This window comes from Shewanella sp. SP1S1-7, from assembly GCF_031932105.1.
Classification (GTDB): domain Bacteria; phylum Pseudomonadota; class Gammaproteobacteria; order Enterobacterales; family Shewanellaceae; genus Shewanella; species Shewanella baltica.
The window spans coordinates 17,417-42,580 of sequence record NZ_JAUOEU010000021.1 but is presented as its reverse complement, the minus strand read 5'-3'; the positions used below and the strand labels follow the sequence as shown (position 1 = coordinate 42,580).

The 25,164-nt window shown below is 49.2% G+C and carries 21 protein-coding genes; 12 read left to right on the top strand and 9 right to left on the bottom strand.

All coding sequences use genetic code 11. The features are described from left to right. Positions 1 to 212: 212 nt before the first annotated feature. Entirely contained in the window at positions 213 to 2,327 is a 2,115-nt protein-coding gene (locus tag Q4Q49_RS15700) for a M13 family metallopeptidase (RefSeq protein WP_311999789.1), read from the top strand. 51 nt (positions 2,328 to 2,378) lie between these two features. Here the strand turns inward: Q4Q49_RS15700 and Q4Q49_RS15695 are convergent, their stop codons facing one another. After that, positions 2,379 to 4,772, bottom strand: a complete 2,394-nt coding sequence (locus tag Q4Q49_RS15695; protein ID WP_311999788.1) for a fatty acid cis/trans isomerase — start codon at positions 4,770 to 4,772, stop codon at positions 2,379 to 2,381. 276 nt (positions 4,773 to 5,048) lie between these two features. Here Q4Q49_RS15695 and Q4Q49_RS15690 point away from each other — a divergent pair, with 276 nt between their 5' ends. Both Q4Q49_RS15690 and Q4Q49_RS15685 read left to right on the top strand, forming a co-directional pair. Next, positions 5,049 to 5,678 (top strand): flavin reductase family protein, encoded by a 630-nt coding sequence (locus Q4Q49_RS15690; RefSeq protein WP_261271770.1) that lies wholly within the window; start codon positions 5,049 to 5,051, stop codon positions 5,676 to 5,678. A 221-nt stretch (positions 5,679 to 5,899) separates the two neighbouring features. Then, positions 5,900 to 6,781, top strand: coding sequence for a LysR family transcriptional regulator (locus Q4Q49_RS15685; protein WP_286991364.1), 882 nt, complete (start codon positions 5,900 to 5,902; stop codon positions 6,779 to 6,781). A gap of 19 nt (positions 6,782 to 6,800) precedes the next feature. Here Q4Q49_RS15685 and Q4Q49_RS15680 read toward each other — a convergent pair whose 3' ends face one another. The 3 genes from Q4Q49_RS15680 to ubiD form a co-directional block, all read right to left on the bottom strand. After that, on the bottom strand, positions 6,801 to 8,492 hold the full coding sequence (locus tag Q4Q49_RS15680; protein ID WP_259482844.1) for an amidohydrolase: 1,692 nt from the start codon (positions 8,490 to 8,492) through the stop codon (positions 6,801 to 6,803). A gap of 658 nt (positions 8,493 to 9,150) precedes the next feature. Further along, on the bottom strand, positions 9,151 to 9,861 hold the full coding sequence (gene fre, locus Q4Q49_RS15675; protein ID WP_311999787.1) for an NAD(P)H-flavin reductase: 711 nt from the start codon (positions 9,859 to 9,861) through the stop codon (positions 9,151 to 9,153). Between the two features lie 114 nt (positions 9,862 to 9,975). Continuing rightward, positions 9,976 to 11,457 (bottom strand): 4-hydroxy-3-polyprenylbenzoate decarboxylase, encoded by a 1,482-nt coding sequence (ubiD, locus tag Q4Q49_RS15670; protein ID WP_107949400.1) that lies wholly within the window; start codon positions 11,455 to 11,457, stop codon positions 9,976 to 9,978. A gap of 159 nt (positions 11,458 to 11,616) precedes the next feature. Between ubiD and Q4Q49_RS15665 the strand changes: the two genes are divergently transcribed. Both Q4Q49_RS15665 and Q4Q49_RS15660 read left to right on the top strand, forming a co-directional pair. Next, positions 11,617 to 12,438, top strand: a complete 822-nt coding sequence (locus Q4Q49_RS15665) for a hypothetical protein (protein WP_311999786.1) — start codon at positions 11,617 to 11,619, stop codon at positions 12,436 to 12,438. 119 nt (positions 12,439 to 12,557) lie between these two features. After that, complete coding sequence (locus Q4Q49_RS15660; protein WP_311999785.1) at positions 12,558 to 13,793, top strand: MFS transporter; 1,236 nt, start codon at positions 12,558 to 12,560, stop codon at positions 13,791 to 13,793. An 88-nt stretch (positions 13,794 to 13,881) separates the two neighbouring features. Here Q4Q49_RS15660 and Q4Q49_RS15655 read toward each other — a convergent pair whose 3' ends face one another. The 4 genes from Q4Q49_RS15655 to arfB form a co-directional block, all read right to left on the bottom strand. Beyond that, positions 13,882 to 14,559 (bottom strand): SDR family NAD(P)-dependent oxidoreductase, encoded by a 678-nt coding sequence (locus Q4Q49_RS15655; protein WP_311999784.1) that lies wholly within the window; start codon positions 14,557 to 14,559, stop codon positions 13,882 to 13,884. Positions 14,560 to 14,640: 81 nt separating this feature from the next. Then, complete coding sequence (accB, locus tag Q4Q49_RS15650; protein WP_311999783.1) at positions 14,641 to 15,090, bottom strand: acetyl-CoA carboxylase biotin carboxyl carrier protein; 450 nt, start codon at positions 15,088 to 15,090, stop codon at positions 14,641 to 14,643. Between the two features lie 35 nt (positions 15,091 to 15,125). Then, positions 15,126 to 15,566: a type II 3-dehydroquinate dehydratase gene (gene aroQ / locus Q4Q49_RS15645; RefSeq protein ID WP_063883660.1), complete on the bottom strand. Its 441-nt coding sequence runs from the start codon at positions 15,564 to 15,566 to the stop codon at positions 15,126 to 15,128. Positions 15,567 to 15,799: 233 nt separating this feature from the next. Continuing rightward, positions 15,800 to 16,231, bottom strand: a complete 432-nt coding sequence (gene arfB / locus Q4Q49_RS15640) for an alternative ribosome rescue aminoacyl-tRNA hydrolase ArfB (RefSeq protein WP_220591225.1) — start codon at positions 16,229 to 16,231, stop codon at positions 15,800 to 15,802. Positions 16,232 to 16,367: 136 nt separating this feature from the next. Here arfB and Q4Q49_RS15635 point away from each other — a divergent pair, with 136 nt between their 5' ends. The 7 genes from Q4Q49_RS15635 (at position 16,368) to Q4Q49_RS15605 (ending at position 24,490) form a co-directional block, all read left to right on the top strand. Then, a complete protein-coding gene (locus Q4Q49_RS15635) occupies positions 16,368 to 16,733 on the top strand; it encodes an STAS/SEC14 domain-containing protein (RefSeq protein WP_011845671.1) in 366 nt (121 codons plus the stop codon). A gap of 36 nt (positions 16,734 to 16,769) precedes the next feature. Then, positions 16,770 to 16,979, top strand: a complete 210-nt coding sequence (locus Q4Q49_RS15630) for a DUF3012 domain-containing protein (RefSeq protein ID WP_006079957.1) — start codon at positions 16,770 to 16,772, stop codon at positions 16,977 to 16,979. A 202-nt stretch (positions 16,980 to 17,181) separates the two neighbouring features. Then, positions 17,182 to 17,634, top strand: a complete 453-nt coding sequence (locus Q4Q49_RS15625) for a hypothetical protein (protein WP_311999816.1) — start codon at positions 17,182 to 17,184, stop codon at positions 17,632 to 17,634. A 369-nt stretch (positions 17,635 to 18,003) separates the two neighbouring features. Then, on the top strand, positions 18,004 to 19,461 hold the full coding sequence (locus tag Q4Q49_RS15620) for a TolC family protein (RefSeq protein ID WP_311999782.1): 1,458 nt from the start codon (positions 18,004 to 18,006) through the stop codon (positions 19,459 to 19,461). Positions 19,462 to 19,471: 10 nt separating this feature from the next. Beyond that, a complete protein-coding gene (locus tag Q4Q49_RS15615; protein WP_311999781.1) occupies positions 19,472 to 20,743 on the top strand; it encodes an efflux RND transporter periplasmic adaptor subunit in 1,272 nt (423 codons plus the stop codon). 30 nt (positions 20,744 to 20,773) lie between these two features. Continuing rightward, positions 20,774 to 23,995 carry a CusA/CzcA family heavy metal efflux RND transporter gene (locus Q4Q49_RS15610; RefSeq protein ID WP_311999780.1) on the top strand — a complete coding sequence of 1,074 codons (3,222 nt, stop codon included), beginning with the start codon at positions 20,774 to 20,776 and terminating at the stop codon, positions 23,993 to 23,995. A 171-nt stretch (positions 23,996 to 24,166) separates the two neighbouring features. After that, on the top strand, positions 24,167 to 24,490 hold the full coding sequence (locus tag Q4Q49_RS15605; protein ID WP_006079962.1) for an antibiotic biosynthesis monooxygenase: 324 nt from the start codon (positions 24,167 to 24,169) through the stop codon (positions 24,488 to 24,490). Positions 24,491 to 24,582: 92 nt separating this feature from the next. Here the strand turns inward: Q4Q49_RS15605 and mscL are convergent, their stop codons facing one another. Continuing rightward, complete coding sequence (mscL, locus tag Q4Q49_RS15600; RefSeq protein ID WP_006084265.1) at positions 24,583 to 24,993, bottom strand: large-conductance mechanosensitive channel protein MscL; 411 nt, start codon at positions 24,991 to 24,993, stop codon at positions 24,583 to 24,585. Between the last annotated feature and the right edge of the window lie 171 nt (positions 24,994 to 25,164).

The following is a 25,164-nucleotide window of genomic DNA, read 5'->3' as shown; positions in this document are numbered from 1 at the left end:
ATCAATAAACAATAAGTAGTTGGCGGCAATTTTAAAGAAATGCGCCGCAGAATACAAAGTTCAGGCTGCCTCAGTAGACTGGCTCAAAATGTTTGCATTAACTTTTTATCATAAAAAGTGGCTTTGTTTTACTTCTTCATTCAGTGCCAGTTACACTGCAAAACCTAATCATCACAAGATAAATACAATAATAAAAGAAAGAGGAGCCATTCATGTCGGACCGTCTTATTCCCGTGCTGTTACTGTCAACTTCAGTACTGGCTGGGCTCACTGCTTGCAGTGATAACACCACAGAAAACACCGTAAAAACCAGTGAAAACGCGCCAAAAAGTCAAGACGTTGCGGCTCAAATGCCGATTGGCATTAATGTCGCGGCTATGACGCCAACGGTAAAACCAGGGGATGATTTTTATATCTACGCCAATGGCGAGTGGATGAAAACGACTATGATCCCCGCCGATCGCTCCAGCACTGGCGCTTTCCTCGTTGCCTTTGAAGCAACCGAAAAGCATAAAACCAGTTTGATTGCCGATCTGGTGAAAGCGCAACATGCGGCGGGAAGCGACGAAGCGCGTATCGCCGATTTCTACAAGGCTTACACAGATACCGCCGCTATTGATGCCGCAGGAATGAAGCCTGCCGAGGCGGATATTGCCCGTTATGAGGCCATTGCGAGCAAGCAGGATTTATCTGCGGCATTAGGTGGAAATCTGCGCGCCGATGTCGATCCTCTCAACGCGACTGACTTTTATACCGAAAACCTATTTGGGATCTTCGTAACCCAAGGTTTAGCCACGCCGGGCGAAGTTTTGCCTTACTTTTTGCAGGGCGGTTTAGGCTTACCTGAGCGCGAATATTACCTGTCTGCGGATCCTAAAATGGTCGACATTCGCACCGCTTACCGCGCTTACATTGAAACCTTGCTCAAAGATGCGGGTGTGAGCGATGCCGCTGTCCGTGCCGAGCGTATTTTTACCCTTGAAAACAAGATTGCCGCAGCCCACGCCAGCCGTGAAGCAAGCGAAGATTTTACTCAGTCTTCGGGGGTATGGAGCCGTGCTGACTTTGATGCCAAAGCACCGGGTATCGACTGGACTGCCTTCCTCGCGGCAGCGCAATTGGGCAATCAGCCTAAATTTGCGGCTTACCATGCGACGGCGATTACGGGACTTTCTGCGCTGGTGGCCTCTGAGCCTTTAGAAGCCTGGAAAGATTGGCTCGTGTTCCACCATATCAACAGCCATGCTGATGTGTTGCCATCGGCAATCGACAACGCTTCGTTTGCCTTTAATGGCACTAAGCTTTCTGGCACGCCAGAACAGCGCGGCCGCGATAAACGTGCTTTAGCGGCACTTGATCAATACCTAGGTGATGCCGTAGGCCATGCCTATGCCGAGCAATATTTCCCTGCTTCGGCCAAGGCTGAAGTCAGCACTATGGTGGATAACATAGTGGCCGCTTTTGGTCAGCGAGTGGACAAACTCGATTGGATGGACCCTTCCACTAAGAAAGAAGCCCTAGCGAAAGTGGCGACTATGGCAGTGGGCGTGGGTTATCCCGACAAATGGCGCAACTACGACAGCTATGCTGTGACGGCGACCAATGCCTACGCGAATGCCATCAATGGTGAAAAAGTAGAGTACAGCCATCAGCTCGCCAAGATTGGCAAACCAATGGATAAAGGCGAGTGGTGGATGACACCGCAAGTGGTGAATGCGGTGAACTTGCCCGTGCAAAATGCGCTTAACTTCCCTGCGGGTATTTTACAGCCACCATTCTTCGATGCTAAGGCCGATGCCGCTTACAACTATGGTGCGATTGGTGCTGTGATTGGCCATGAAATCAGCCATAGCTTTGATAACAATGGTGCGGCATTTGACTCTACTGGCGCTATGCGTAACTGGTGGACGCCGGCTGACTTTGCGCAGTTTGCTAAGCAAGGCGATGCGTTAGCAGGGCAGTTTGATACCTATGCACCATTCCCTGATTTACACGTGAATGGCAAGCTGACCTTAGGTGAAAACATTGCCGATGTGGCGGGTTTAGCCGCGGCACTTGATGCGTACCATGCCTCGCTTAACGGTAAAGAAGCCCCAGTGATTGAAGGCTTTTCGGGCGATCAACGCTTCTTTATCGGCTTTGCGCAAACCTGGGCCACTAAGATGCGTGATGAAGCGCTGCGGGCTCGCGTAGCCACCGATGGCCATGCACCCGGCATGTACCGCGCGCTGACAGTGCGTAACTTAGATGCTTGGTATAGCGCATTCGATGTTAAGCCTGGCGACAAGCTGTATTTAGCGCCAGAAGATCGCGTTAAGATCTGGTAAGTTTACTGGGTTGATTTGAAAGCAAGGGGAACGCTAGCGTTCCCCTTTTTATTAACGATTTTGCAGGCGGTTATAATCCAGCCAACCACTTTCTATCGGGTGATTGTCGAAAAAGATCTGATTGAGTTTGTCACTAAAGGCCCAAAAGGTGGGATCGCTACGGCGTACAGCCGCAACATCGAGCAGTGCCTCATAGTCTTTTTCGGTTTGCATTTGCTCTACCGCCGCGACGATTTTAGGTAAGTCCTGTTCTTTCACCAGCCAGAAGGCTTCTGGGTAACTGCCCAATAAACCATGCACTAAGGTGACATCATCCTTTGCGGGTTCGCGGTTACTGGCCTCATTAAACAGGCTCGAAATATTACGATGGGCACTATTGCGAACTAAGGTAAAGACCTCAGCTTTACCTGCTTTTTCGGGCTCGACCATGATCATCGTCAGCTCAGATAACAGGGTCGCTTGGGTGCCTTTTAATCGACCTAAAGCCTGCAACAGTGCCTTGCTGTTGGCTTGCAAGTGACTGTTTTCTATTTGATATCTATTTGGCTGTACCTTAGCGACTTTCTGCCCGAGTTTTTGATACAGTTCGCCCTTGAGGTCATCGCTATAGTAGAGCACGCCCGTGGGCTGATTAAAGGTGTTGATATCCCCCGCGATAAACGCTGTGAGTTGAGTGCCAGCCCCTTGATACCAATCACTAAACTGTTTGCGCCTTTCCTCCTGCGGTAACAAAGTTAGGAAATTTGATTCCCCCTCCATGCGTAAAAAATCCATGTATAAGCGAGTTAATAGCTGGTGGCCGTAGTTACCATACACATCGAAACCTGCGACCAGCAAATAGTGGATACGCTCCAGTAAGGCATAATCGATAATCCAAGCGGTTTTGGGCGGCTCGCCAACTAAACCTTTGACTACAGTGGCATTATCAAAGTGGCGAAACACTGTCAGGCTAGCATTATCATTGTTGTCGTCGCCATCCCAGAGCCCGTCTATGGTGAGGTGTTGGCCGTTTTTAAACTTCTCATTCAAGAACTGATTACGCGCCCGCATGTACTTGCCTTGCTTGGCGGCATATTTCACCCAAGTTACGGCGAGTGTAGTGCTTTCTTCCTCCGCAGGCATACGTAGGTTTTCAATCTGGGACTGATAGAAGGTCCTAAAATCCGTGTCGTCCATATAATCTGGGGTAACAAAGTACACCCAGAATCTGTCGTTAATCACATTGAGCGCCACCTGACCACGGCACACTGGGCCTTTAATAAAGCCCATAATGGTGTCTTGGGCGCGGGTCAGCATAAAGCGATAGCGCGCACCGGCAGGAATTTGAATAAAGGCTTCGAAGGGATTGGCCGCAATGCTCGGCTGGTAGCTCGGCAGCTGAGTCACTGAGTAATCTGCATCGATAAACCATTGCTGCCAGTCGTGCAGCAAGCCGGTATTCAAGGCGTAGGGGATATGAGTTTTATCGACTATGGTCGCCCGATAAGGTCGAAAACGGTAATAGACACGTTCCACCTTAGGATCGTCGAAGGGACGACGGGAGGCGATAATATCCAGTGCTTGCCCCGGCGGTGTCCTCGAACGCACTAACTCGAAAAACAGAGGCTGGGCGTTCGGCTGATTTAAAGATTCAAAATATAAGTGGAAGGCAAACAAATGCTCGTAGATGTAGCGTGCGCTTAATTGGCTTTTTAAGCTGTCGCCGTTTAAGAATTGCTCCCAATGAGTGATTTCCGTTATAAATTCAGGGGCTAGCGATGGCGCGAACGGCAATGGCGCACCTTGTTCGAGCCAATGCATCAACACTTGATGTTCATTCGCATTCAACGCTGGTAAGCCATAGGGCATACCGGCAAACGGTTGGCTTTGCTCGTATTTGTCCATTTCCTCTAGGCTAGCGCATTGCTGAACTCTGTCGAGACTGAAATCAAAACGCTTATCTAAAATCTTATCTTCGGGCAGGGGATGCATTTGCTTAAGTGTGAGCATTCTGGCCAATACCGAGGCTTGGGTATTGGCTTCTGGAGTTTGATTACGCTCGTTCAACATGGGGTAAAACCCGCGTTGACGCCAAGCTTCTGGGGTAAAGGCATCGACAAATAAGCGATTGGGCGTGGCGGCGACTAAACGTGTGCCTTGATAGACTTTTTCCTTACTCGCTCCGCGTTCTATGCCTTCGCTTGAGGTCATTTTGAGCTGGCAGGGAGCATCGTAGCAGGCATGGCACACCACGCAGCGGCTATTGAGGATCGGTTCAACTTCTTTGTGCACAAATTCGGCCTGTTGAACAAATTGGTTGTTAAGCTGTGCATTCTCGACGCGCTTTTGCGGTGAGCTAGTGCCAAACAGACTATTGAAATCGATTTGCGCTACGCTGGCACAACCCGTCGCCAACAGCACTGTGGCCAATAACAACCTTTTCCATATTCTTTTTATCGCGTCCATTCACGACTCCTTTATTTGCCACCTAGCAGAGTTAGCCATTTAGCCTACTGATCAGCATCACTTTAACAGAAGAGTATATTGGATCTAAAATTTGCAGCCTGATTTTATCCTCGCTCTCGCTTAACTTATGCCGCAGAGTTTTGGCGACATCCAAGGAACTTAGGTAAGATAGCGACCATAAAAGTGTGCTAGTGATGGCTGTGTGAATCGCTCACGTCATGGTTGTGGTAATACCCATATGGCGATCACAATGTGGCAATAACAAAAGGATCAAGTATGACCGCTGATAACCGCTATTTTTACGAACCGAGCAAAGGCCATGGTCTTGCACACGATCCTTTAAATGCAATTGTGGGGCCTCGACCGATCGGCTGGATTTCATCACGCAATGCCGAGGGGCAACGCAATCTCGCCCCTTACAGCTTTTTTAATTGTTTCAATTACAAACCGCCCATCATTGGCTTTGCCAGCACAGGTTGGAAAGACAGTGTCGCCAATATCGTCGAAACAGGCGAATTTGTGTGGAACCTCACCACTCGCGGCTTAGCCGAGCAGATGAATCAAACCTCCGCCATGTTGCCACGCGGTCAAGATGAGTTTAGCTTTGCTGGACTCACTGCCAAGGCGGGCACGATTGTTAAGGCCGATTTAGTGGCTGAAAGTCCAGTGAATTTTGAATGTAAGTTGTCGCAATGTATTCAACTCACCGCTGCCAATGGCGACAAGATTGATACTTGGTTAGTACTAGGTGAAGTGGTGGCCGTGCATATTGCCAAGCATTTACTCAATGCCGAGGGGATTTATCAAACCGCCCTCGCCGAACCCGTATTACGTGCCGGCGGCCCATCGGCCTATTATGGGATCACCGAAGCGTTACGTTTCGATCTACATAGACCACAAGTGTAAGGGGGGGGCTCAGGCGCCGCAGGGCTGGGTGTTTAAACTTCGTTTGAGTTTTGGGCATTATTTTAGCTTTTAACTTTTTAAATCAAAATCTAAATCTAAGTCGTGGGGCTTCACATCTGATTTTTAACAAAGTGTCTTGCATAGGTAAGTTAATATTGTGATTCCGTCTGACGGGTATTAAAGTCAAGCGCACAACGCGCTTAAAAAATAGTAGAGCACATTTGAATATTCAACGAGTTAAAGCATTTGTATTGACGACTCAACTAGGCTCTGTCTCAGCCGCCGCTCGCGCACTGGGCAAACGTCAGCCGCAAGTGAGTCAGTGGATTGCCGAGCTAGAAGTCGACATAGGTGTGGATTTATTTGAGCGTAGTGCAAATCAAGTGGCACTCACTGCGGGAGGCGAGCATTTACTACCTAAGGCTATTTTAGCCTTGGCCCAATGGGAACAATTTACTCAATCGGCGACCCATTATGCCGAGCTTGGTAAAGGTCGGTTAGTGTTGGGGGTTGAAAATTACATTCCTTTAGAAGTCTTACGTTCGACAATTCAGCGCTATTTAATGCAGTTTCCAACGCTGGATTTTGTCTTAAAAGTGGATACTTTCGATGCATTACACAGTGCATTTCTATCCGATAATATCGACCTTTTACTGTTACATGAAACGGTTGAATTACATCAATCTCAATCGGGTTACTGCCGCCTTGGCGAATATCAAGAGGTAATGTTGATATCTGGACAGCATACATTAGCTTCACAGCAGGTAATCGACCCCGCACAATTAGCGCCCTATCGTGAATATATTTGGGCAGGAGGGCAGACTGAAAGTGATGATCTCGAAGTCGGCTTTAGTGGCCATTATTGCCAAATCCCCGATCTTGCTTTGTTAAAGTCCTTACTTGCCGAAGGGGATGGATATAGTTTTTTGCCGTTATCTTTAGCGCAGACAGAAATCGACAGTGGAAGATTAAAAGTTGTCCAATTGAGTAGTGAATTTGCGCCTATGAAGCGGCGGCTCGAAATGCGCTGGCATCATGGGTTTGAGGCCAGCACCTTAGGGTCTTCTTTGCTGACGTTAATAAAAGAGCAACTCAGCAAATAATTAGATTGATACGGGATTGCTATTGATCATTGAGATCGAACACTAGCTCCCCCTCTAACCACGTCATTAAAATTTGAGTGTCAGCAATTTGTTTTGCTGTGGCTTGGGTAATGTCTCGCTCTAATACAACAAAATCGGCAGATTTCCCTAGCGCGATAGAACCAGTAATGTCACTTATGCCCAAGGCGTTAGCGGGATTTATTGTATAGGCTGCAATAGCACTGTGAATATCAGCGATGCCTGCATTTTGCAGATAGACTGCGTTAGCAATACCAACGAGTGGATTGATATCATTCACATTCCAGTCACTACTTAAAGTTACATTCGCGCCAGTCTTGAAAATAGGGTTAATAGGTAATAAAGCATTAGCTCGTTGCTTACCGATAAAAGGGATCGCCCACTCATGATCCTGCGCGGCAATGTAATCGCTACCCAATTGGAAATCGGCATCGACTTTGAGTGAGGCAAAGCGCTTGATATCTTGGGGAGATACCATTTCTAAATGCGTCATGGCATAAGGGCGAGTAGCTCCCTGAGATCGTAAAGTTTCAATGGCATCTAAGGTGTTGCGTACCCCTGCATCACCTATTGCATGAATATGTGCCCCGTATCCAATTTTGTTGAGTTCAGTAAGCCACCACGCCATTTTACTGGCAGGAACATACTCGAGTCCCCTAGGAAGTTCGGGGGTGTAGCTCCAATCATAGGGGGCTAATGTACTGGCAGTACCGTTTATGATGATGCCATCACTGTAGATTTTGACCTGATTGATGAGCAGCAGACGTTGTTTATCATCAGAATGAATTTTTTTAAAGAAATCAAGCTGTGCTTGGGGTTCATCGGCAGGATAAATCCAAGGGCGTAGACTGACTCTGGCGGTTAATTCATCATGACTTTCGACGGCTAGCCATGTTTCTAACCAGTCACGTTTCCAATAGAGTCGTCCATCACCGATAGTCGTTATCCCGTGCTCGGCAGCAGCTGCCAGACCATTTAATAAACCTTGATAATTGGCTTGTTGTAGATTGGGTTGTGATTTCCATGCTTGTTCCATCACAAGATCGCCAGCATTATCGAATAAAATACCGAGAAGTTTACCGCTCTCTTCATCTTTGAGGATCTTGCCGCCTTGCGGATCGGCTGTATGAGCGCTTATCTTAGCTTTGGCTAATGCGAGGGAGTTGACCCACATAGAATGGGATGTTTGCTCCATAATAACGACAGGATTATCGGGGAAGATTTTGTCTAATATTGCCAAAGGAGTGGGGCCATTCTCTTGCATTACTACACTGAGTTGATGGCCATAGCCGAGTAACCACTCTCCCGTTTCCAACTGATTTTTACAGGCGGTTAATGTGCGGATATAGCCGTTGAGATTAGTGTCATCATCCAGTAAACAGTCGCTACCTATTTCACTCGCGGCTTCAAACACATGATTATGGTTATCAATAAAACCAGGTAATAAGTAATGACCTTTTAAATCGATGACTTTGGTTTGATTGCTCACGTGATCCATGGCGTTAATGCTATTCCCAATGTAGACAATTTTGCCATCCTTAATGGCTAAACTAGTCGCTTGATCATGGCCATAGACGTGGGTATTGGTGAGTAAAGTATCTGCAAGTTCGTCGTTTGCACAGGCAGATAGGGTGAATAATCCCGTTAAGGCTAAGCATTTAACGAGTTTGTGTGGCGTCTTAGTCTGTTTCATTTGTACTTGAATCCCATATTGCGTCAGCTATTGACTCATTATGGGATAATTCCACAATAGTGAAAGTTAGTGACTATCAAGAAAATGAGATACCCATGGGAAAAGACTGATAAGCCATATTTTTGTTGGTACAATGTGACTGATTACTATGGTTTTTTGTGAAAAAGAAAGAGCGGACAGGCATACATTTTATGTTAAAGGTTACGCCAATTTCCCTGCGAAAGTAAAAAGATAGGACAGGCAAAACTCTTTTGGGGTAAACAGCCGACACCGAGATTACAGTTGTTCACCTCCCACTGCGAAGTTGCTGAAGGGCGTTGAAGAAAATAGCGTGACGCAGACAGGACGTCTGCGTAGCTTTCGGGGGGAAGGGACGCCCCATCGGAAGCGTTAGCCATTTTCGAGTAAGCACGAAGCCAGTCACTAATGCATGTAACTTCGCTAGGGGCGTCTTGGAGCATCCAAGGAGGATAGGACGAGCAGTCCTCCTTGGTCGGGTGTGGGGTGAAGCCCCACGACTTTAATCCAAACGAAGTTTGGGTAAACTCAATTGACTGCCATCTGCAAGATAGAAAAACAAAACCCCAGTAAAAACTGGGGTTTATTATTTAAGCCTTAGCTGGCAAAGGTTAGCCAGCTAAGCTAACCAATTATCGCGTTATTTGATAAACGCGAACGCATCACCGTAGAGATGCGCTTCCTCTACACCAATCTCACGGAAGATTTCCCGTGCTGCACCCACCATGTCGAAACGGCCGGCGATGTAGATGTCGTAGCCATTTAAGCTGACAAAATCTTGCTTAATTTGCGCTAACAGATTGGCGGTTTTACCTTGCCAATTGGCTGGGGCTTCTTCGATCACTGGGACGAAGTTCAACCAAGGGTGGGCATTGTGCCATTGGCGGGCTATGGCTTCAAAATACATGGCATCTTGGGTGCGACAACCCCAATACAGGGTGGTTTTAACCTGTTGGCCAATGGCGATTTGGTGCTCGACGATACTCTTAATGTAAGAGAAACCAGTGCCGCCGGCGATTAACAGGCGAGGGCGTTGGCTTTCGTGACGCAGGTGGGCTTCGCCGCCTGGGGCTTCGATATCGATAGTGCTGCCATCAATGGCGCAGGCTTTCAGGCGCTCGACCACTTGCATTGGGTAGCTTTCACTGACAGCGGCGCCAATATGTAATTCGATCAGCTCGGCGTTTGGCGCTGATGCGATAGAGAAGGGACGTTTATCTTTTTCACCCATGACAACACATAAGTATTGCCCCGCTTGGAAATCGAAGGCGGTTTCTGGTCTTAACAATACTTGATATACGGCATCGTTAAATGGGTTAACTTTCTCTATCTTACAACGTATGGTTTTCATCAAACTTCCTTTGCACCTTTCTTCAACAGTATGTGTCTAGGTGTCGCTTTAGCGGCCTGTTATTGGCCTATTCTCTTGGCTTGAGCCGATACTTGAGTAATGGCTTAAGCTGAATTATAGGGTTGGGCTGTCGTCTATGCCTAACTCATCCCAGATTGAGTCGATCTTTTGTTTTACTTTTGGATCCATCACGATTGGCGTGCCCCATTCGCGGTTGGTTTCACCTTCCCACTTATTGGTGGCATCGAGTCCCATTTTTGAGCCTAAGCCCGCAACGGGTGAAGCAAAATCGAGGTAGTCGATCGGGGTGTTTTCGATCATCACAGTATCGCGTTTAGGGTCCATGCGGGTGGTGATCGCCCAGATCACATCCTGCCAGTCACGGCAGTTCACATCTTCATCCACTATGACAATAAACTTAGTGTACATAAATTGGCGCAGGAAAGACCAAGCGCCCATCATCACTCGTTTGGCATGTCCCGGATATTGTTTGCGAATTGAGATCACTGCCATGCGGTACGAACAACCCTCTGGTGGCAGATAAAAATCAACGATCTCAGGATATTGCTTACGCAAAATCGGCACAAACACTTCGTTTAATGCAACCCCCAGCATGGCAGGCTCATCCGGTGGACGGCCAGTGTAAGTGCTGTGGTAGATGGCATCTTTACGCTGAGTGATGTGGGTAACGGTAAATACTGGAAACTTATCGGTTTCGTTGTAGTAACCCGTGTGATCGCCGTAGGGCCCTTCTTCCGCCAGTTCCTCAGGATCGATATAACCTTCGAGGATGATTTCACTGGTGGCGGGCACTTCTAAATCGCAGCTTAATGCCTTACAGACTTCGGTACGTTCACCGCGCAGTAAACCGGCAAAAGCGTATTCGCTCATGGAATCGGGGACTGGGGTGACGGCGCCTAAAATGGTCACAGGATCGGCGCCGAGTGCGACCACAACCGGATAACGCTCACCGGGGAATTGTTGTTTAAAATCAGCAAAATCTAACGCGCCGCCACGGTGGGATAACCAACGCATGATCAGCTTGTTTTTACCCAGTAGTTGTTGGCGATAAATGCCTAAATTCTGACGACTCTTGCGCGGGCCTTTGGTGATGGTTAAGCCCCATGTCACCAGTGGTGCGACATCGCCCGGCCAGCAATGCTGAATAGGCAATTGGGTTAAGTCGACTTCATCGCCGGTTTTGATCACTTGTTGGCAAGGGGGATTGCGCACTGTCTTTGGCGGCATATTCAAGGCTTGCTTGAACATAGGGATCTTAGCGATCGCGTCTTTAAAGCCCCGTGGTGGTTCGGGTTCTTTTAAAAAGGCTAACAGTTCGCCCACTTCTCGCAACGCTAAGGGATCGTCTTTACCGAGCGCCATGGCCACACGTTTTGGCGTACCGAACAGGTTTACCAACACGGGCATGTGATGATCTTTGGGATTTTCAAATAATAGCGCAGGGCCCTTAGCGCGTAATACGCGATCGGCGATCTCTGTCATTTCTAAATGAGGATCAACTGGGTAGCTAATGCGTTTGAGTTCGCCATTGGCTTCCAGATGATCAATAAAGCTGCGTAAATCCTTAAAACTCATGTGGAAATAGCCTCTGCAATGAAAATCCGTGTGGCGCGCACTATAGCATTTTTCTGTTTTAGGGTTAACCAATTCAGTGATCTTCAAGCTTAGGAAGCGTAAAATGGATGCCAGTAAGTCACGATTGATCTCGCTTACGCCCTTTATTTCGAGGTTTATATGAATATCCCAGTAACGTTTACTCAAGGAAAGTGTGTTCAAAGTCAATCACATGGCGTGCATAAGCGGCCGCTAAAGTGCTTGGTTTTGTCGCTGGCGGTGGGGATATCGCTCTTGGGCGCGCTCAGTATGTCGACTGCGGCGGTTGCCGGAAATCGGGACCATTCGGAGCAAGGTGAGCGCCAAGGTCATCGTGATAGCCACAGCCGTGGAGAAAGTCATTACAACAATCGTCATGACAACCATTACGACAACCGCCATGTGCGCAACGATAATCGCCACTATCGTCCCTATTATCGACCTTATTACCGTCCCTATTACCCTTGGGGTTTAGGACTGGGTTTAGGGCTTGCAACAGGTTGGGGCTCTGGCTGGAATGTCGGTTATGGTGTGAGCAATCAATGGAACAATGATTGGGGCTGGAATACTTCGCGTGACGTTTACGCTCGAAATTACTGGAACTCGCCCTATTCGGGCATAGGCCTGTCGATTCCTATGGCCTACGACGATGAACCCGTGGCCATTTCTGCACCTGTACGAGTGACAACCAGTATGCAATATTCTGCGAGTGAAGGCCGTATGGTGTCGAGTATGCCTGTAAATATGGCCGGAAAAACGACTGGGCAACTGGTGTCGCAAACTAGTAATGCTGCAAGCAAAACAGCTGCAACTCCGCGTCCACGCGCAGCGCACAGTGTGTCTAGTTTGCCGAGCAATGCTAGGGTTGTGCAGCAGGATGGCCGTACACTTTATGAGTGGCAAGGCACGCTTTACGCCTACGACTGGAACAGTCAAACCTATCAAGAACAGTTAGTCCGATAGATTTACATTAGGTAAATGACTGAGAAATTGGAGCCCCTTAGTGGGCTCCAATTTATTTATCATCTTTTATTATCTATTTATCAGCTAGTTGTCGTTTTATAGCATAGCGGAGAAAAAGTTTGAAAACCGTTCAACATCAGGTTAAAAATCCATCTGTCCAAAATCAGCATAAGGGCGCCAGTACACTATGGGTGTTGCTCGCCTTAGCGCTTGGCACATTTGCCTTAGGTACCACAGAATTTGCTTCCATGACTCTAGTGCCCTATATCGCCAGCGATTTAGGCGTAGATGTCGCCCACGTGAGTTATGCCATTAGCGCCTATGCACTAGGGGTTGTGGTCGGCTCCCCCATTATCATGGTGCTGGCGGTTAGGGTCAGACGGCGAACACTCTTGATTGCTTTAGCTGCCTTAATGGCGGTGGCCAATGGCTTAAGTGCGTTAGCGCCATCATTGAATTGGTTAATCTTTTTTCGTTTTCTCAGTGGCTTGCCCCACGGTGCTTATTTCGGCGTGGCTATGTTGCTCGCCGCCTCTTTAGTACCGCCAGAAATGAAGGCCCGCGCCGTATCGCGGGTGATTATTGGCCTTACACTGGCGACGATTATCGGTGTGCCGTTTGCGACTTGGATGGGGCAAACTGTGGGCTGGCGCTCAGGCATTGGCATAGTGGCGATTTTGGCGACTATTACCGCTGTGATGGTGTATTTTTTAGCGCCTAATCAAGCCGTGGCCGCTGATGCGAGTCCAAGGAAAGAGCTACAAACCCTGAAAAATCGTGAAGTCTGGTTGACGCTCGGTATCGCGGCCATTGGCTTTGGCGGTATCTTCTGCGTGTATACCTATCTGGCCGAAACCTTAATCCAAGTGACACAAGTCGAGCCGTTTAAGATCCCGATCATGATGGCGGTATTTGGTATTGGCGCAACATTGGGCACCTTAGTTTGCGGCTGGGCGGCGGATAAGTCGGCCTTAGCGGCTGCGTTTTGGTCGTTAGTGTTAAGCACTGTGGTATTGGCGATTTACCCGAGTTTGACCGGACATTATTGGGCGCTGATGCCTGTAGTATTCTTTGTCGGTTGTGGCTTGGGACTTGCCACCATAGTGCAAGCAAGATTGATGGATGTGGCGCCCGATGGGCAGGCCATGACAGGTGCGTTAGTGCAATGTGCCTTTAATCTCGCCAATGCGATTGGTCCTTGGGTGGGCAGTTTAGTGATACTGTCAGGACAAGGGATTGCCGCGACAGGTTATGCGGCGTCTTTGTTGTCATTAGGAGGACTTGTGATGTGGTGGCTGACCCACAGGGAGAGTCGCCGCGCGGTGAGCTTAAACACAGCCAATTGCGCTGACTAGCAAGCGGATTACTCAGGTTCGAGGTGCTGCTATCCTGCGTCTCGAACCTGTTTTGTGCTCAATCTGCTAGCCTCCGTTTTGGCTAGAGCTAGGCTCTTTGTATGGTGATATCGGCGATATAACCATGCTGGGTGGCAACTAAGGCTTGTTTGAGCATACCTGCCGCTTCATCGGCGGACATAAAGCTTGAGGTATCTAATGTTTTACCACTACTTGGCCAAAAGCCTGTGTCCATACCGCCGGGATACACGGCAATCAACTTCATTGGGCTTTGTTTAAGCTCTAATCGCAGCGACTCGATAAATCCCCGCACTGCCCATTTTGCCGCGCAGTAAGTGGATTCTCCCGCTTTGGCGGCAAGCGCTGCGGTGGACATGACCACAACCACAGTGACCGCTTGATCTTTATAGCGTTTCACTAGCTCGCGCACTAACAAAATCGTTGAGGTGACATTGTTATTGAGCAGGCTGTGGATATCACTGGCAGTTTGGGTTTCAATCGCCCCAAAGTAGCCGCTGCCCGCACAGTGGATCACGGTTTTAGGGGCTTGAGTCAGGCCATCGAACAGGGCTTCTAGACTCGATTCACTTGCGAGATCGGCGGTGATCGCGGCGATAGGCTTGTTGGAGAAGGGCGTTAATGCATTGGCGACGGTTTGTAGACGCTCGGCATGGCGGCCTGTGAGTGTTAGCGGTTCATTTTCTTTGGCGTAGAGCGATGCTAGCGCTGCGCCTAAACCACTGCTGGCGCCGGTAATTAATATCATAGTGACCTCGGTTAATGCTGCCTTTGCTTGAAAACCGCAGCTTAAACTCAAGTGCGCTTCAATTCATGATAAGGCGAGCGGTTAGATTAAGGTAAATAGCGGTTGATCGAATGCCACTTCATCGCCGTCTTTGGCCCAAATAGCGCTGACCACGCCATCGCGCTCGGCTTGGATGGGATTCATCATTCTCATCGCTTCGATAATGCAGACAACTTCACCTTGGCTCACCTTTTGGCCGACTTTAACTAGCGGCACATCATCGAGTTCTGCCGCCGCGTAAAAAGTGCCGACCATAGGTGAGACTTGTACAAAACCTTCTGTACTTGGCGAAATGCCTGTTTGCTTTGCCTGTTCACTCAAAGGCGTGACGCGTGCTCTGGGTAGCGTTTGCTGTGATTGCATATTGGCTGGCATAGGGCTGTAACGGGTGATGCGAATTGATTCTTCACCTTCGGTGATCGCCAGTTCTGCTATGTCAGATTCTTGTACTAACTCAATGAGTTTTTTAATTTTACGAAGATCCATTGCCATTTATCTGCCCTTGCAAAGCACGCTATTGAATGGGATTACTGTGGCTGGTTGAGCCGTTTAATGGCCGCTGCCAGCGCAAACTCATAACCCTGTGAACCGAAACCGCAAATCACACCTATCGCCTTATCGGAAAAATAGGAATGGTGGCGAAAGGCTTCACGGGCGTGCACATTGGATAAATGCACTTCAAAGAACGGAATTGCGACGCCAAGTAAGGCATCACGCAGGGCGACGCTAGTGTGGGTAAAGGCGGCGGGGTTGATAATGATCATCTTGGCATCAGTCGCATGAATCGCGTTGATTAGCTCAAATTCGGCGTTGGACTGAATATGCTCAAGCTCAACTCCCGCCAATTTTGCCTGCTGGTTTAACTCCGCCACTATGTCGGCCAAGGTTTGATGACCGTAAACGCTGGGCTCGCGGCGACCTAAGAGGTTGAGATTGGGGCCATTGACGAGCAAAATTTTGTGACTCATTGCGCTTTCCTTTACGACATGCCTTGGGATTAAAGCTGGGAGGCATTTTTTAGTTTTGTTGATAGGCCACTAACTTAACCTGTTCAAATCGATTTTGCATTATCCGTTAGTCGATTGTGTGCGAGCTGATCATGTGCGAGCCGACTATGCCATTGAAATCCAGCGCCATTGTCGGCCGATTTCAACTGCGGCCTAACTTCTATCTAAGCTAGTAGCGCGACTAATTATTAAAGCTAATAGTCAGTCTTTTGCTGACGCATGGCTTTAGTGGCGCCTTTTTGTTTCTTGGACTCTAATCGCCGCGTTTGGCTGCCTTTGGTGGCGCGGGTAGGGATGCGTTTTTTCTGCACTTCACCGACACTGGCGACTAAGGCGATAAATTGCTCCAACGCCGTTTGGCGGTTGGCATCTTGGCTACGGCTCGCTTGGCATTTAATGATGATTTTGCCGCTTTTAGTGATGCGGTGATCGGCCTTGTTGAGCAAGCGTTCTTGGTAATACTCGGGTAATGATGAGCTTTTAATATCGAAAATTAGCTGCGCAGCGGTGGACACTTTATTTAAGTGCTGACCGCCTGCGCCACTCGAACGGATAAATTGCCACTCGATTTCATTTTCCTGAAGTTCCACACGGTTTGAGATTTTTATCATGGCAAACTTAGGCATTTTTCAGCATGGATTGAGAAGCCATCAATAATCACTTATGGCTTTTCAATAGATTTGTTATCATCGGGCGCATTCTTTGCCATTGCATTGGTCAAGGCCATTGCTTGCAAAAGTGTTCTCGATTCGGAGTGCCTCTATGTTATGCCAAATCCCCGATATTGCTAAGGGTGTTATCAGTCTTTTTGCCAGTGGCCGACTATCCTCCACCGATTATCGGACCCGTTTACAGCCGGCGATTAAGAGTTATCGTAAGGATTGGGGCCAAGTTTGCCTGTATATTGAGGCAGATGTGTTACTCGAGGGCTGGGAATTTGAGTCACTCACAGGTAGTGGTGAAGTCCAATTACCTAATTTTGAAGCCTTAGTATTTGTGGGCGGACCTGATTGGGTGGGAAATGCGGTGCGCTTACTTGGTCCTTTTATGCAGGGCGAAGTGGCATGGTTTCCCCTAGAACAGAAAACCAAAGCGATTGCTTGGATCACTAAGCGTTCGAATATCTAATGGTCTAATGTAGACCGTATTTACAAGGAATGAAGTATGTCTTTATTTAAATCACGCGCTTTTTCTAAGCAAAATGTTTCAAAAATCAGTGCCATTGCGTTGGTGCTGGCGTTTACCGCTGGGCTGAGTGCCTGCGCGCCAGAAGTCGGTAGTGATGCTTGGTGTAAGCAGATGAAAGATAAGCCGTCTGGTGATTGGACTGCTAATGAAGCCGCTGATTATGCTAAGCACTGCGTATTTAAATAAGTGTTGCGTGTTTAAATAAGCACTGAGTATTTAAGTCAGCGTTAGCCTTTAGAGATCACAGCTTGAAAGACTTTGCTTGCGAGCTGTGAACTTATGTTTATCATACGGGTCAGATGTTCCGTTATCCGTTATCCGTTATCCGTTATCCGTTATTTGCTATAGGTGATATTTGAATTCTACCGCTAAGCCATTTTTTAGTCGAATGGTGACCTTACTGATAGCCATTATCGTGCTGCAATTTGCTGGCGCGAATTTGGGTGCGCATCAGTTACATGCGGGCAATGGCGCGGAAGAAGCCGATAATCATCCCCATCTGCAATTTAGTGCCCAAGTGACCACTTTGGCCCAATGTGTCGATTGCATTTGCCCAAGCGAACAAGCCTTAGGCTTTGCTGATATTGATGCGAGTACAGATGTGTTAGGCAATAACGCGGGTGAAAATCATGCCAGCGAATTGCATTCCCACTTAGTGAAAACCACCGAATTACAAGATTTTGACCTGTGCCTCGATTGCCAATGCCATGGCGGCCATGTGGCGCTGTTATCTCCTGGGCTAAGCCAGCCTGTGCAAGCGTTAGAAAGCGTCTTTCTCGCTGCTAATGTATCCTATTTTCAGCCCGATAATTTACCTAAGTACCGTCCTCCAATAGCTTAATCCCCCAATATCCAGCTTATTCCTCGGTCTAAAGATCTTGATTCATCTTCTTGGATCTCAATCTATTTCGCCGCGCGATAAGCCTTTTATATTCATTCCCCAAATGCAATTTAACTGATGCTCAGCAGCGTGAGTTGTTGTGCCGGCCATCGGCCTTAGCCATGCGATGTGTTGGTTATGCATAGCTTAAGTTACGCATAGTGTTAGCTATGTATTGCTTGGCGGGATGATTCGATCGGCGCTTATTTGCCATGCTCAGAACGATAGGATTGCTTTGCATTGAGCTATTTCAAATGAAGCTCAAATCTAGCTGTCTCACATTGGGCGCAAAAGTCAGCCGATCCACATTCGATATTGTTAGGATTTGCGATGAACAAAACGACTCTCGCCCGTACCTTGGCTTGCCTGTTTCGATCGGGCTTGCTGAGCTGCGGATTAGTATTGGCTGCCGGATTGTTAGCCTTTGCCCTCGCGGCAGAAAATGACACTCTTGAAGTCTTCCTTGAAACCAATGCGCTTGAAACCAAAGCCCCTGAAGCCGAGGTGTTTAAAGCTCAATCACTGGGCTTACCCGCCAAAGAAACCGACACGCCATATGTCGCTTTTGGCCAATGGTTGCCCGCGTTACTCACACAGTTCAATCAGTTGCCTGAAGTGCAGGCGCAGCTTACACGGCAGCAACAAGCAGAGCTTGCCATTCAGGCGGCGGATCGCGCCGTGTATAACCCTGAGCTTGGGCTTAACTATCAAAATGCCGACACAGATTCTTACAGCTTAGGCCTGAGTCAAACCTTAGATTGGGGAGATAAGCGCAGCGTGGCGACAAAACGTGCCGAGCTTGAAGCGCAAATCCTGTTAGCAGATATAGGGTTAGAGCGTAACCAAATGTTGGCCGAACGCTTACTGGCGTTGGCAGAACAGGCGCAAAGTCGTAAGGCGCTGACCTTTGCCGAGCAGCAACTCAGGTTTACTAAGGCGCAGCTCGGTATTGCCAAGCAGCGGTTGGCGGCAGGAGATTTGTCTAACGTCGAGCTGCAATTGATGCAACTCGAGTTAGCAACCAATACCGCCGATTATGCCTTAGCCGAGCAGGTAGCTTTAGTGGCCGACGGCAAAGTGATTGAGTTGCTTGGGGATAATAATCTCGCCTTTAGTGAGTTCATCAAGGAGATCCATGTCTTCGTGACTCAGGCTAAGCAAGCGCCAGCGCCCGAGTTGGGCCCCTTAACATCCACTTTGCCGGCTCTGGCGAGTGCCTATCAGCAAGTGCTGCTGGCACGAGTCAATGCCATGCAAGTCAAGGCTGATACGTCAGCGGACCCGACCATTAGTCTAGGCGCTGAAAAGGAAGGTACGGACAATAAGCTCGGTGTCGGTATATCGATTCCCCTGCAAGTTCGCAATAACTACAGTGAGTTACAAGCAGTGGCCGATAAGGGCATCGCTATCGCGGAGCAAGGCTATCTTGCCCGTGAGCGAGTACTTACCGCTAAGCAGAAACACGTCCTCTATGCGTTACCGCGTTTGCTTGAGCGTTACCAAGACTGGCGCGAGTTAGTACAAGTGTCCGGTGCCAAAGCCGCTAAATCCTTAAGCCAACAATGGCAGGCGGGCGATGTGAGTACCAGCGAGTACTTGCAGAGTCGCCGTCAGTTGGCCGCCAGTTATTTGGTGGGCTTGAATCTAGAAACGGCCATTTATCAGAGCTGGTTAACGTGGATGGGCGAAAGCGGTCAGCTTATGCCCTTTTTGAATGGTACGGCTGAACAGATCAGCCAAGCACCTTCACAGATACCAAATGCCGCCGCGCGCACAGTAAACCCATGAGGTCACAATAATGAATTCAAATACTCACTACGAAAATGTCCTTCAACTGGATGCTGTCACGTCCCCTGAAAAGCGTCGGTTTAACCTATCAACAATCGCGCTCGCATTCTTAGTGCTGAGCACGTTGGTATTTAACGCTCAGCCTGTATTGGCTGGCGGTGATCACGCACCCGCGGCTAAGGAAAGCGGTGATTCGGTAACGCAAACGGCGCCGACGGATGAACACGGTGCACAGTCGCTTAAGTTGACCCAAGTGCAGCAAGCATTGGCGGGCATTAGCTTGTTACCCCTGTCGAGCGATAGCTTGAATATCGCCAATTTGAATCTGGATATCAGGGCGACGGCCACCTTAGTGGTGGATCGCGATAGAACTGCCACCCTTGCGCCACAGCTCGATGTGCGCGTGTTAGCGCGTCATGTGGTGCCGGGGCAAGAAGTCAAAAAAGGTGAGCCTTTACTGACCTTGGGCGGCGCAGCCGTTGCGCAGGCGCAGGCGGACTACATCAATGCTGCTGCTGAATGGAGCCGAGTTAAGCGCATGAGTGAAGGTGCGGTTAGCGTTAGTCGGCGGATGCAGGCTCAGGTGGATGCCGAACTTAAACGGGCAATTTTAGAGGCGATTAAGATGACGCCCGCGCAAATTCGCGCTCTGGAATCGACGCCCGAAGCCATCGGCAGTTATCAACTTTTAGCGCCGATTGACGGACGAGTGCAGCAAGATATCGCCATGTTAGGCCAAGTATTTAGTGCGGGCACGCCGTTAATGCAGCTGACCGATGAGTCCTATCTGTGGGTTGAGGCGCAGTTAACGCCCACCCAAACCGCGCATATCACTGTCGGCAGTGCGGCCTTAGTGCAAGTGGGGGATAAAACGCTGGCGGGCAAGATCATAGGCCGTTCCCATGAACTCGATAGCGTGACGCGCACCGAGCAAGTGCTGGTGAGTATGCCTAATCCTGATCATGTGCTGCATGCGGGGCAATTTGCCGAACTCTACTTTGCCAATACTGTCGCCAACTCTGCTGATAAGGCTGGTGGAATCGTGCTGCCCGATGCGGCGCTTACCCGCAGCGGCGATGGCGACTGGCAGATTTTTATTCAAGATGAAGATGGCTTCGAGTCCATTGAGGTAGAAGTGGTGCAGCGTCAGCGCGGCTTGAGTCTAGTGCGCGGCGCTGAGCTTGAAAAAGCCCAGCTGGCAAAGCTCAAGGTGGTGGTAGCTGGCGCATTTTTCTTGGCGTCCGAGCAGGCGAAAGCAGGCTTTGATATCCATAACCATTAATGTCGCCACTGAACGCTTGAGGAATTTTCTATGTTGCAAAAAGTGATCGAAGCCGCGATTAAAAATCGGCTGTTAGTGGTGTTGGCCTTGTTCGCCATGATAGTGGCAAGCGTGGTGATGCTGCCTAAATTGAATCTCGATGCCTTTCCCGATGTGACTAACGTGCAAGTGACTATCAATACTGCGGCCGAAGGGTTAGCCGCAGAAGAGGTGGAAAAACTTATCAGTTATCCGGTGGAATCGGCCATGTACGCCTTGCCGGCGGTGACAGAGGTACGTTCCTTGTCGCGTACCGGCTTGTCGATTGTGACTGTGGTATTTGCCGAAGGGACGGATATTTACTTCGCCCGTCAGCAAGTGTTTGAACAGTTGCAAGCGGCGCGGGAGATGATCCCAAGCGGTGTCGGTGTGCCGGAAATCGGCCCGAATACTTCGGGATTAGGGCAGATTTATCAGTATATTCTGCGCGCCGAACCTAACTCAGGTATCGATGCCGCCGAGCTGCGCAGTTTGAATGATTATCTTGTGAAACTCATCATGATGCCCGTTGGCGGCGTGACTGAAGTCTTGTCTTTTGGTGGCGATGTGCGCCAATACCAAGTGCAGGTCGACCCGAATAAACTGCGCGCCTATGGCTTGTCGATGGCGCAAGTTACCGAGGCATTAGAGAGCAATAACCGCAACGCTGGCGGTTGGTTTATGGACCAAGGCCAAGAGCAACTTGTGGTACGCGGTTACGGCATGTTGCCCGCAGGAGTACAAGGCTTAGCGGCGATCGCGCAGATCCCTCTTACGGAGGATAAAGGCACACCCGTGCGGGTGGGCGATATCGCTCAGGTGGATTTTGGCAGTGAAATCCGTGTCGGCGCTGTGACTATGACTCGCCGCGATGAATCTGGCAAAGTACAAAACCTCGGCGAAGTGGTGGCGGGGGTCGTGCTCAAACGCATGGGGGCAAACACTAAGGCGACGATTGACGATATCGGCGCGCGGGTGAGTCTTATCGAACAGGCTTTGCCCGATGGCGTGTCTTTTGAAGTGTTTTACGATCAAGCAGATCTGGTCGATAAGGCCGTGACCACAGTGCGCGATGCGTTGTTAATGGCCTTTGTGTTTATCGTAGTGATCTTGGCGCTGTTCCTCGTCAATATCCGTGCGACCTTGCTGGTGCTGCTGTCTATTCCTGTGTCTATCGGGCTCGCACTTATGGTGATGTCCTATTATGGCTTGTCGGCAAACCTGATGTCGCTCGGCGGTTTAGCCGTGGCCATTGGTATGTTGGTTGACGGTTCTGTGGTGATGGTAGAGAACATTTTCAAACATTTAACTCAACCAGACCGCCGCCACTTAGCCCAGGCGAGAAGCCGCGCGGATGGCGAAGTCGACCCATACCATAGCGATGAGGACGGCAGTGCTCACACCGTTGAAGCGGATAACAGCATGGCCGTGCGCATCATGCTCGCGGCGAAAGAGGTTTGCAGCCCAATCTTCTTCGCGACGGCGATCATCATAGTGGTATTTGCACCCTTATTTGCCCTCGAAGGCGTTGAAGGCAAGCTGTTCCAGCCGATGGCGGTCAGTATCATTCTGGCAATGATATCAGCGCTGCTGGTGGCCTTGATTGCCGTGCCAGCCCTTGCTGTGTATCTGTTTAAGCGCGGTGTGGTACTCAAACAAAGCGTGATCTTAGCGCCGCTGGATGCCGCTTATCGCAAGCTACTGACGGCAACACTTGCTAGGCCAAAGGTGGTGATGCTCAGTGCCTTATTGATGTTTGCTTTGAGTTTATTGTTACTGCCAAGGCTGGGCACCGAATTTGTGCCTGAGCTGGAGGAAGGCACGATTAACCTCAGGGTCACGCTGGCGCCAACCGCGAGTTTAGGCACGTCTTTGGCGGTCGCGCCCAAGCTTGAAGCCATTTTGCTGGAGTTTCCCGAGGTGGGATATGCCCTGAGCCGCATTGGTGCGCCTGAGCTTGGCGGCGATCCTGAGCCTGTGAGTAATATCGAGGTTTATATTGGACTTAAGCCAATATCTGAATGGCAATCGGCAAGCTCGCGCTTAGAGTTGCAACGTTTGATGGAGGAAAAACTCAGTGTGTTCCCCGGACTCTTGCTGACTTTCTCGCAGCCGATAGCAACTCGGGTAGATGAATTACTCTCGGGGGTAAAAGCCCAGTTAGCGATCAAAATTTTCGGCCCAGATTTAGCCGTGTTATCGGAGAGAGGCCAAGCGCTCACCGATCTTGTCGCGAAAATTCCCGGTGCCGTGGATGTGTCATTAGAGCAAGTGAGCGGCGAGGCGCAATTGGTTGTGCGGCCAAAGCGCGAGTTATTGGCGCGCTACGGGATTAGTGTCGATCAAGTGATGAGCCTTGTCAGCCAAGGCATTGGCGGCGCGAGTGCAGGTCAAGTGATCGACGGCAACGCCAGATACGACATCAATGTGCGTCTCGCGGCCGAGTTTCGCACAAGTCCTGATGCGATTAAGGACTTATTACTCAGCGGCACGAATGGCGCCACTGTTCGCTTAGGCGAAGTGGCTAGCGTCGAAGTGGAAATGGCGCCGCCGAATATTCGCCGTGACGACGTGCAGCGCCGAGTGGTAGTGCAGGCCAACGTGGCGGGGCGTGATATGGGCTCGGTTGTAAAAGATATTTATGCCCTAGTGCCAAAGGCGGATTTACCGGCGGGATATACAGTGATCATTGGCGGCCAGTATGAGAATCAGCAGCGAGCGCAGCAAAAGCTGATGCTAGTGGTGCCGATTTCTATCGCCTTGATTGCCTTGCTGTTGTACTTCTCCTTTGGGTCATTCAAGCAAGTGTTACTCATCATGGCGAACGTGCCCTTAGCCTTGATTGGCGGCATAGTGGCCCTGTATGTCAGTGGCACTTATTTGTCAGTGCCTAGCTCAATTGGTTTTATCACCTTATTTGGCGTGGCTGTGCTCAACGGTGTGGTGTTAGTGGATTCGATTAATCAGCGCAGGCAAAGCGGCGAAGCACTCTATGATTGTGTTTATGAGGGCACAGTTGGGCGTTTGCGCCCTGTGTTGATGACGGCACTGACCTCGGCCTTAGGCTTGATCCCGATTTTATTGTCATCGGGGGTTGGCAGTGAGATCCAAAAGCCGCTGGCAGTGGTGATTATTGGTGGCTTGTTTAGCTCGACGGCGCTGACCTTGCTAGTGTTGCCGACCTTATATCGTTGGCTATATCGCGGCGATAAGCGCATCGATGAGCTCGATTAACCTCAAGTAAGCCGTCATCGTGGGCAATAACTTGTTATATTTCGGGTTATTGCCCACATTGTAGACAGAGTTATCACATTGACTAAAAGTCTAAAAATCAGCGAGCTATCGCGCCGTGGTTGGGCTAATCTTAAAGTCGACATTTAAGGACGTTAATTTCTGGAGAGCGTTATGATCGCTGTAATTTTTGAAGTCATCCCGACACAAGAAGGGAAGGAAGAGTATCTGCACGTGGCGGCTGAAATGCGCCAATATTTAGAAGGCCGTAAGGGATTAATTTCGATCGAACGTTTTCAGAGTTTAACCGACGATGGCAAAGTACTGAGCCTGTCGTTTTGGGAAGACCAAGCTTCTATCACCCAATGGCGCAATCAGATGGCCCACAGTATTGCCGAGCAAACGGGTATAGTGCCGTGTTTGTTTAACTCTTACCGCATTCGAGTGGCTGAAGTGGTGCAAGATTACAGTGAAACTGTGCACATTGAAGCTGAGTAATCGCTTATCTGCTTTATGTGAAACATCGCCGATATAAAAACAAAACCCATCGAGTTCGATGGGTTTTTTATGATCTGCGTTTTAGCTTAGGCTTACTTTTCTTGCTGAGCTTTCAGTAGATCGCGGATCTCAGACAGCAGTTCTTGATCTTTAGTCGGTGCAGCGGGTGCTTTAGGCGCGACTTCTTCTTTGCGCTTTAAGCGATTGATTGCTTTGACGCCCATAAAAATAGCGAAGGCGATAATCGTAAAGTCGATAATGGTTTGAATGAATTTACCATAGGCAATCACCACAGAAGGTGCATCGCCTTGAGCTGCCTGCAGCACTATGCTCAAATCACTAAAATTCACTCCGCCTAAGATGATACCAATCGGTGGCATTATGATATCGGCCACAAAGGACGAGACTATCTTGCCGAATGCGGCACCTATGATGATACCAACGGCCATGTCGATCACATTGCCACGGGACGCAAAAGCCTTGAACTCTTTAATTAAGCTCATTAGGTTTCCTCCAAAATTGAGATTAAATGTTAAATTTTATTATGCAAACTGTATCAGGAAAACCTAAGGTCTTTTGCTGCCTGTTACCTTGCCAAGCTTATAGAGGCTTAAGGATTAAGGCAATTATGACATAGCGGATTTATCCCTATGGCTGCGATTTAAGCTTTACAA

What these genes read in the sequence shown, in the direction of transcription:
- Q4Q49_RS15620 (WP_311999782.1), top strand. Translation starts at nt 18,004, where the DNA reads ATGAACAAAACGACTCTCGCCCGTACCTTGGCTTGCCTGTTTCGATCG.
- Q4Q49_RS15635 (WP_011845671.1), top strand. Translation starts at nt 16,368, where the DNA reads ATGTTATGCCAAATCCCCGATATTGCTAAGGGTGTTATCAGTCTTTTT.
- Q4Q49_RS15655 (WP_311999784.1), bottom strand. Translation starts at nt 14,559, where the DNA reads ATGATATTAATTACCGGCGCCAGCAGTGGTTTAGGCGCAGCGCTAGCA.
- Q4Q49_RS15695 (WP_311999788.1), bottom strand. Translation starts at nt 4,772, where the DNA reads ATGGACGCGATAAAAAGAATATGGAAAAGGTTGTTATTGGCCACAGTG.
- accB (WP_311999783.1), bottom strand. Translation starts at nt 15,090, where the DNA reads ATGGCAATGGATCTTCGTAAAATTAAAAAACTCATTGAGTTAGTACAA.
- Q4Q49_RS15690 (WP_261271770.1), top strand. Translation starts at nt 5,049, where the DNA reads ATGACCGCTGATAACCGCTATTTTTACGAACCGAGCAAAGGCCATGGT.
- mscL (WP_006084265.1), bottom strand. Translation starts at nt 24,993, where the DNA reads ATGAGCTTAATTAAAGAGTTCAAGGCTTTTGCGTCCCGTGGCAATGTG.
- arfB (WP_220591225.1), bottom strand. Translation starts at nt 16,231, where the DNA reads ATGCCTAAGTTTGCCATGATAAAAATCTCAAACCGTGTGGAACTTCAG.
- fre (WP_311999787.1), bottom strand. Translation starts at nt 9,861, where the DNA reads ATGAAAACCATACGTTGTAAGATAGAGAAAGTTAACCCATTTAACGAT.
- ubiD (WP_107949400.1), bottom strand. Translation starts at nt 11,457, where the DNA reads ATGAGTTTTAAGGATTTACGCAGCTTTATTGATCATCTGGAAGCCAAT.
- Q4Q49_RS15630 (WP_006079957.1), top strand. Translation starts at nt 16,770, where the DNA reads ATGTCTTTATTTAAATCACGCGCTTTTTCTAAGCAAAATGTTTCAAAA.
- Q4Q49_RS15625 (WP_311999816.1), top strand. Translation starts at nt 17,182, where the DNA reads ATGGTGACCTTACTGATAGCCATTATCGTGCTGCAATTTGCTGGCGCG.
- Q4Q49_RS15700 (WP_311999789.1), top strand. Translation starts at nt 213, where the DNA reads ATGTCGGACCGTCTTATTCCCGTGCTGTTACTGTCAACTTCAGTACTG.
- aroQ (WP_063883660.1), bottom strand. Translation starts at nt 15,566, where the DNA reads ATGAGTCACAAAATTTTGCTCGTCAATGGCCCCAATCTCAACCTCTTA.
- Q4Q49_RS15665 (WP_311999786.1), top strand. Translation starts at nt 11,617, where the DNA reads ATGAATATCCCAGTAACGTTTACTCAAGGAAAGTGTGTTCAAAGTCAA.
- Q4Q49_RS15615 (WP_311999781.1), top strand. Translation starts at nt 19,472, where the DNA reads ATGAATTCAAATACTCACTACGAAAATGTCCTTCAACTGGATGCTGTC.
- Q4Q49_RS15605 (WP_006079962.1), top strand. Translation starts at nt 24,167, where the DNA reads ATGATCGCTGTAATTTTTGAAGTCATCCCGACACAAGAAGGGAAGGAA.
- Q4Q49_RS15680 (WP_259482844.1), bottom strand. Translation starts at nt 8,492, where the DNA reads ATGAAACAGACTAAGACGCCACACAAACTCGTTAAATGCTTAGCCTTA.
- Q4Q49_RS15610 (WP_311999780.1), top strand. Translation starts at nt 20,774, where the DNA reads ATGTTGCAAAAAGTGATCGAAGCCGCGATTAAAAATCGGCTGTTAGTG.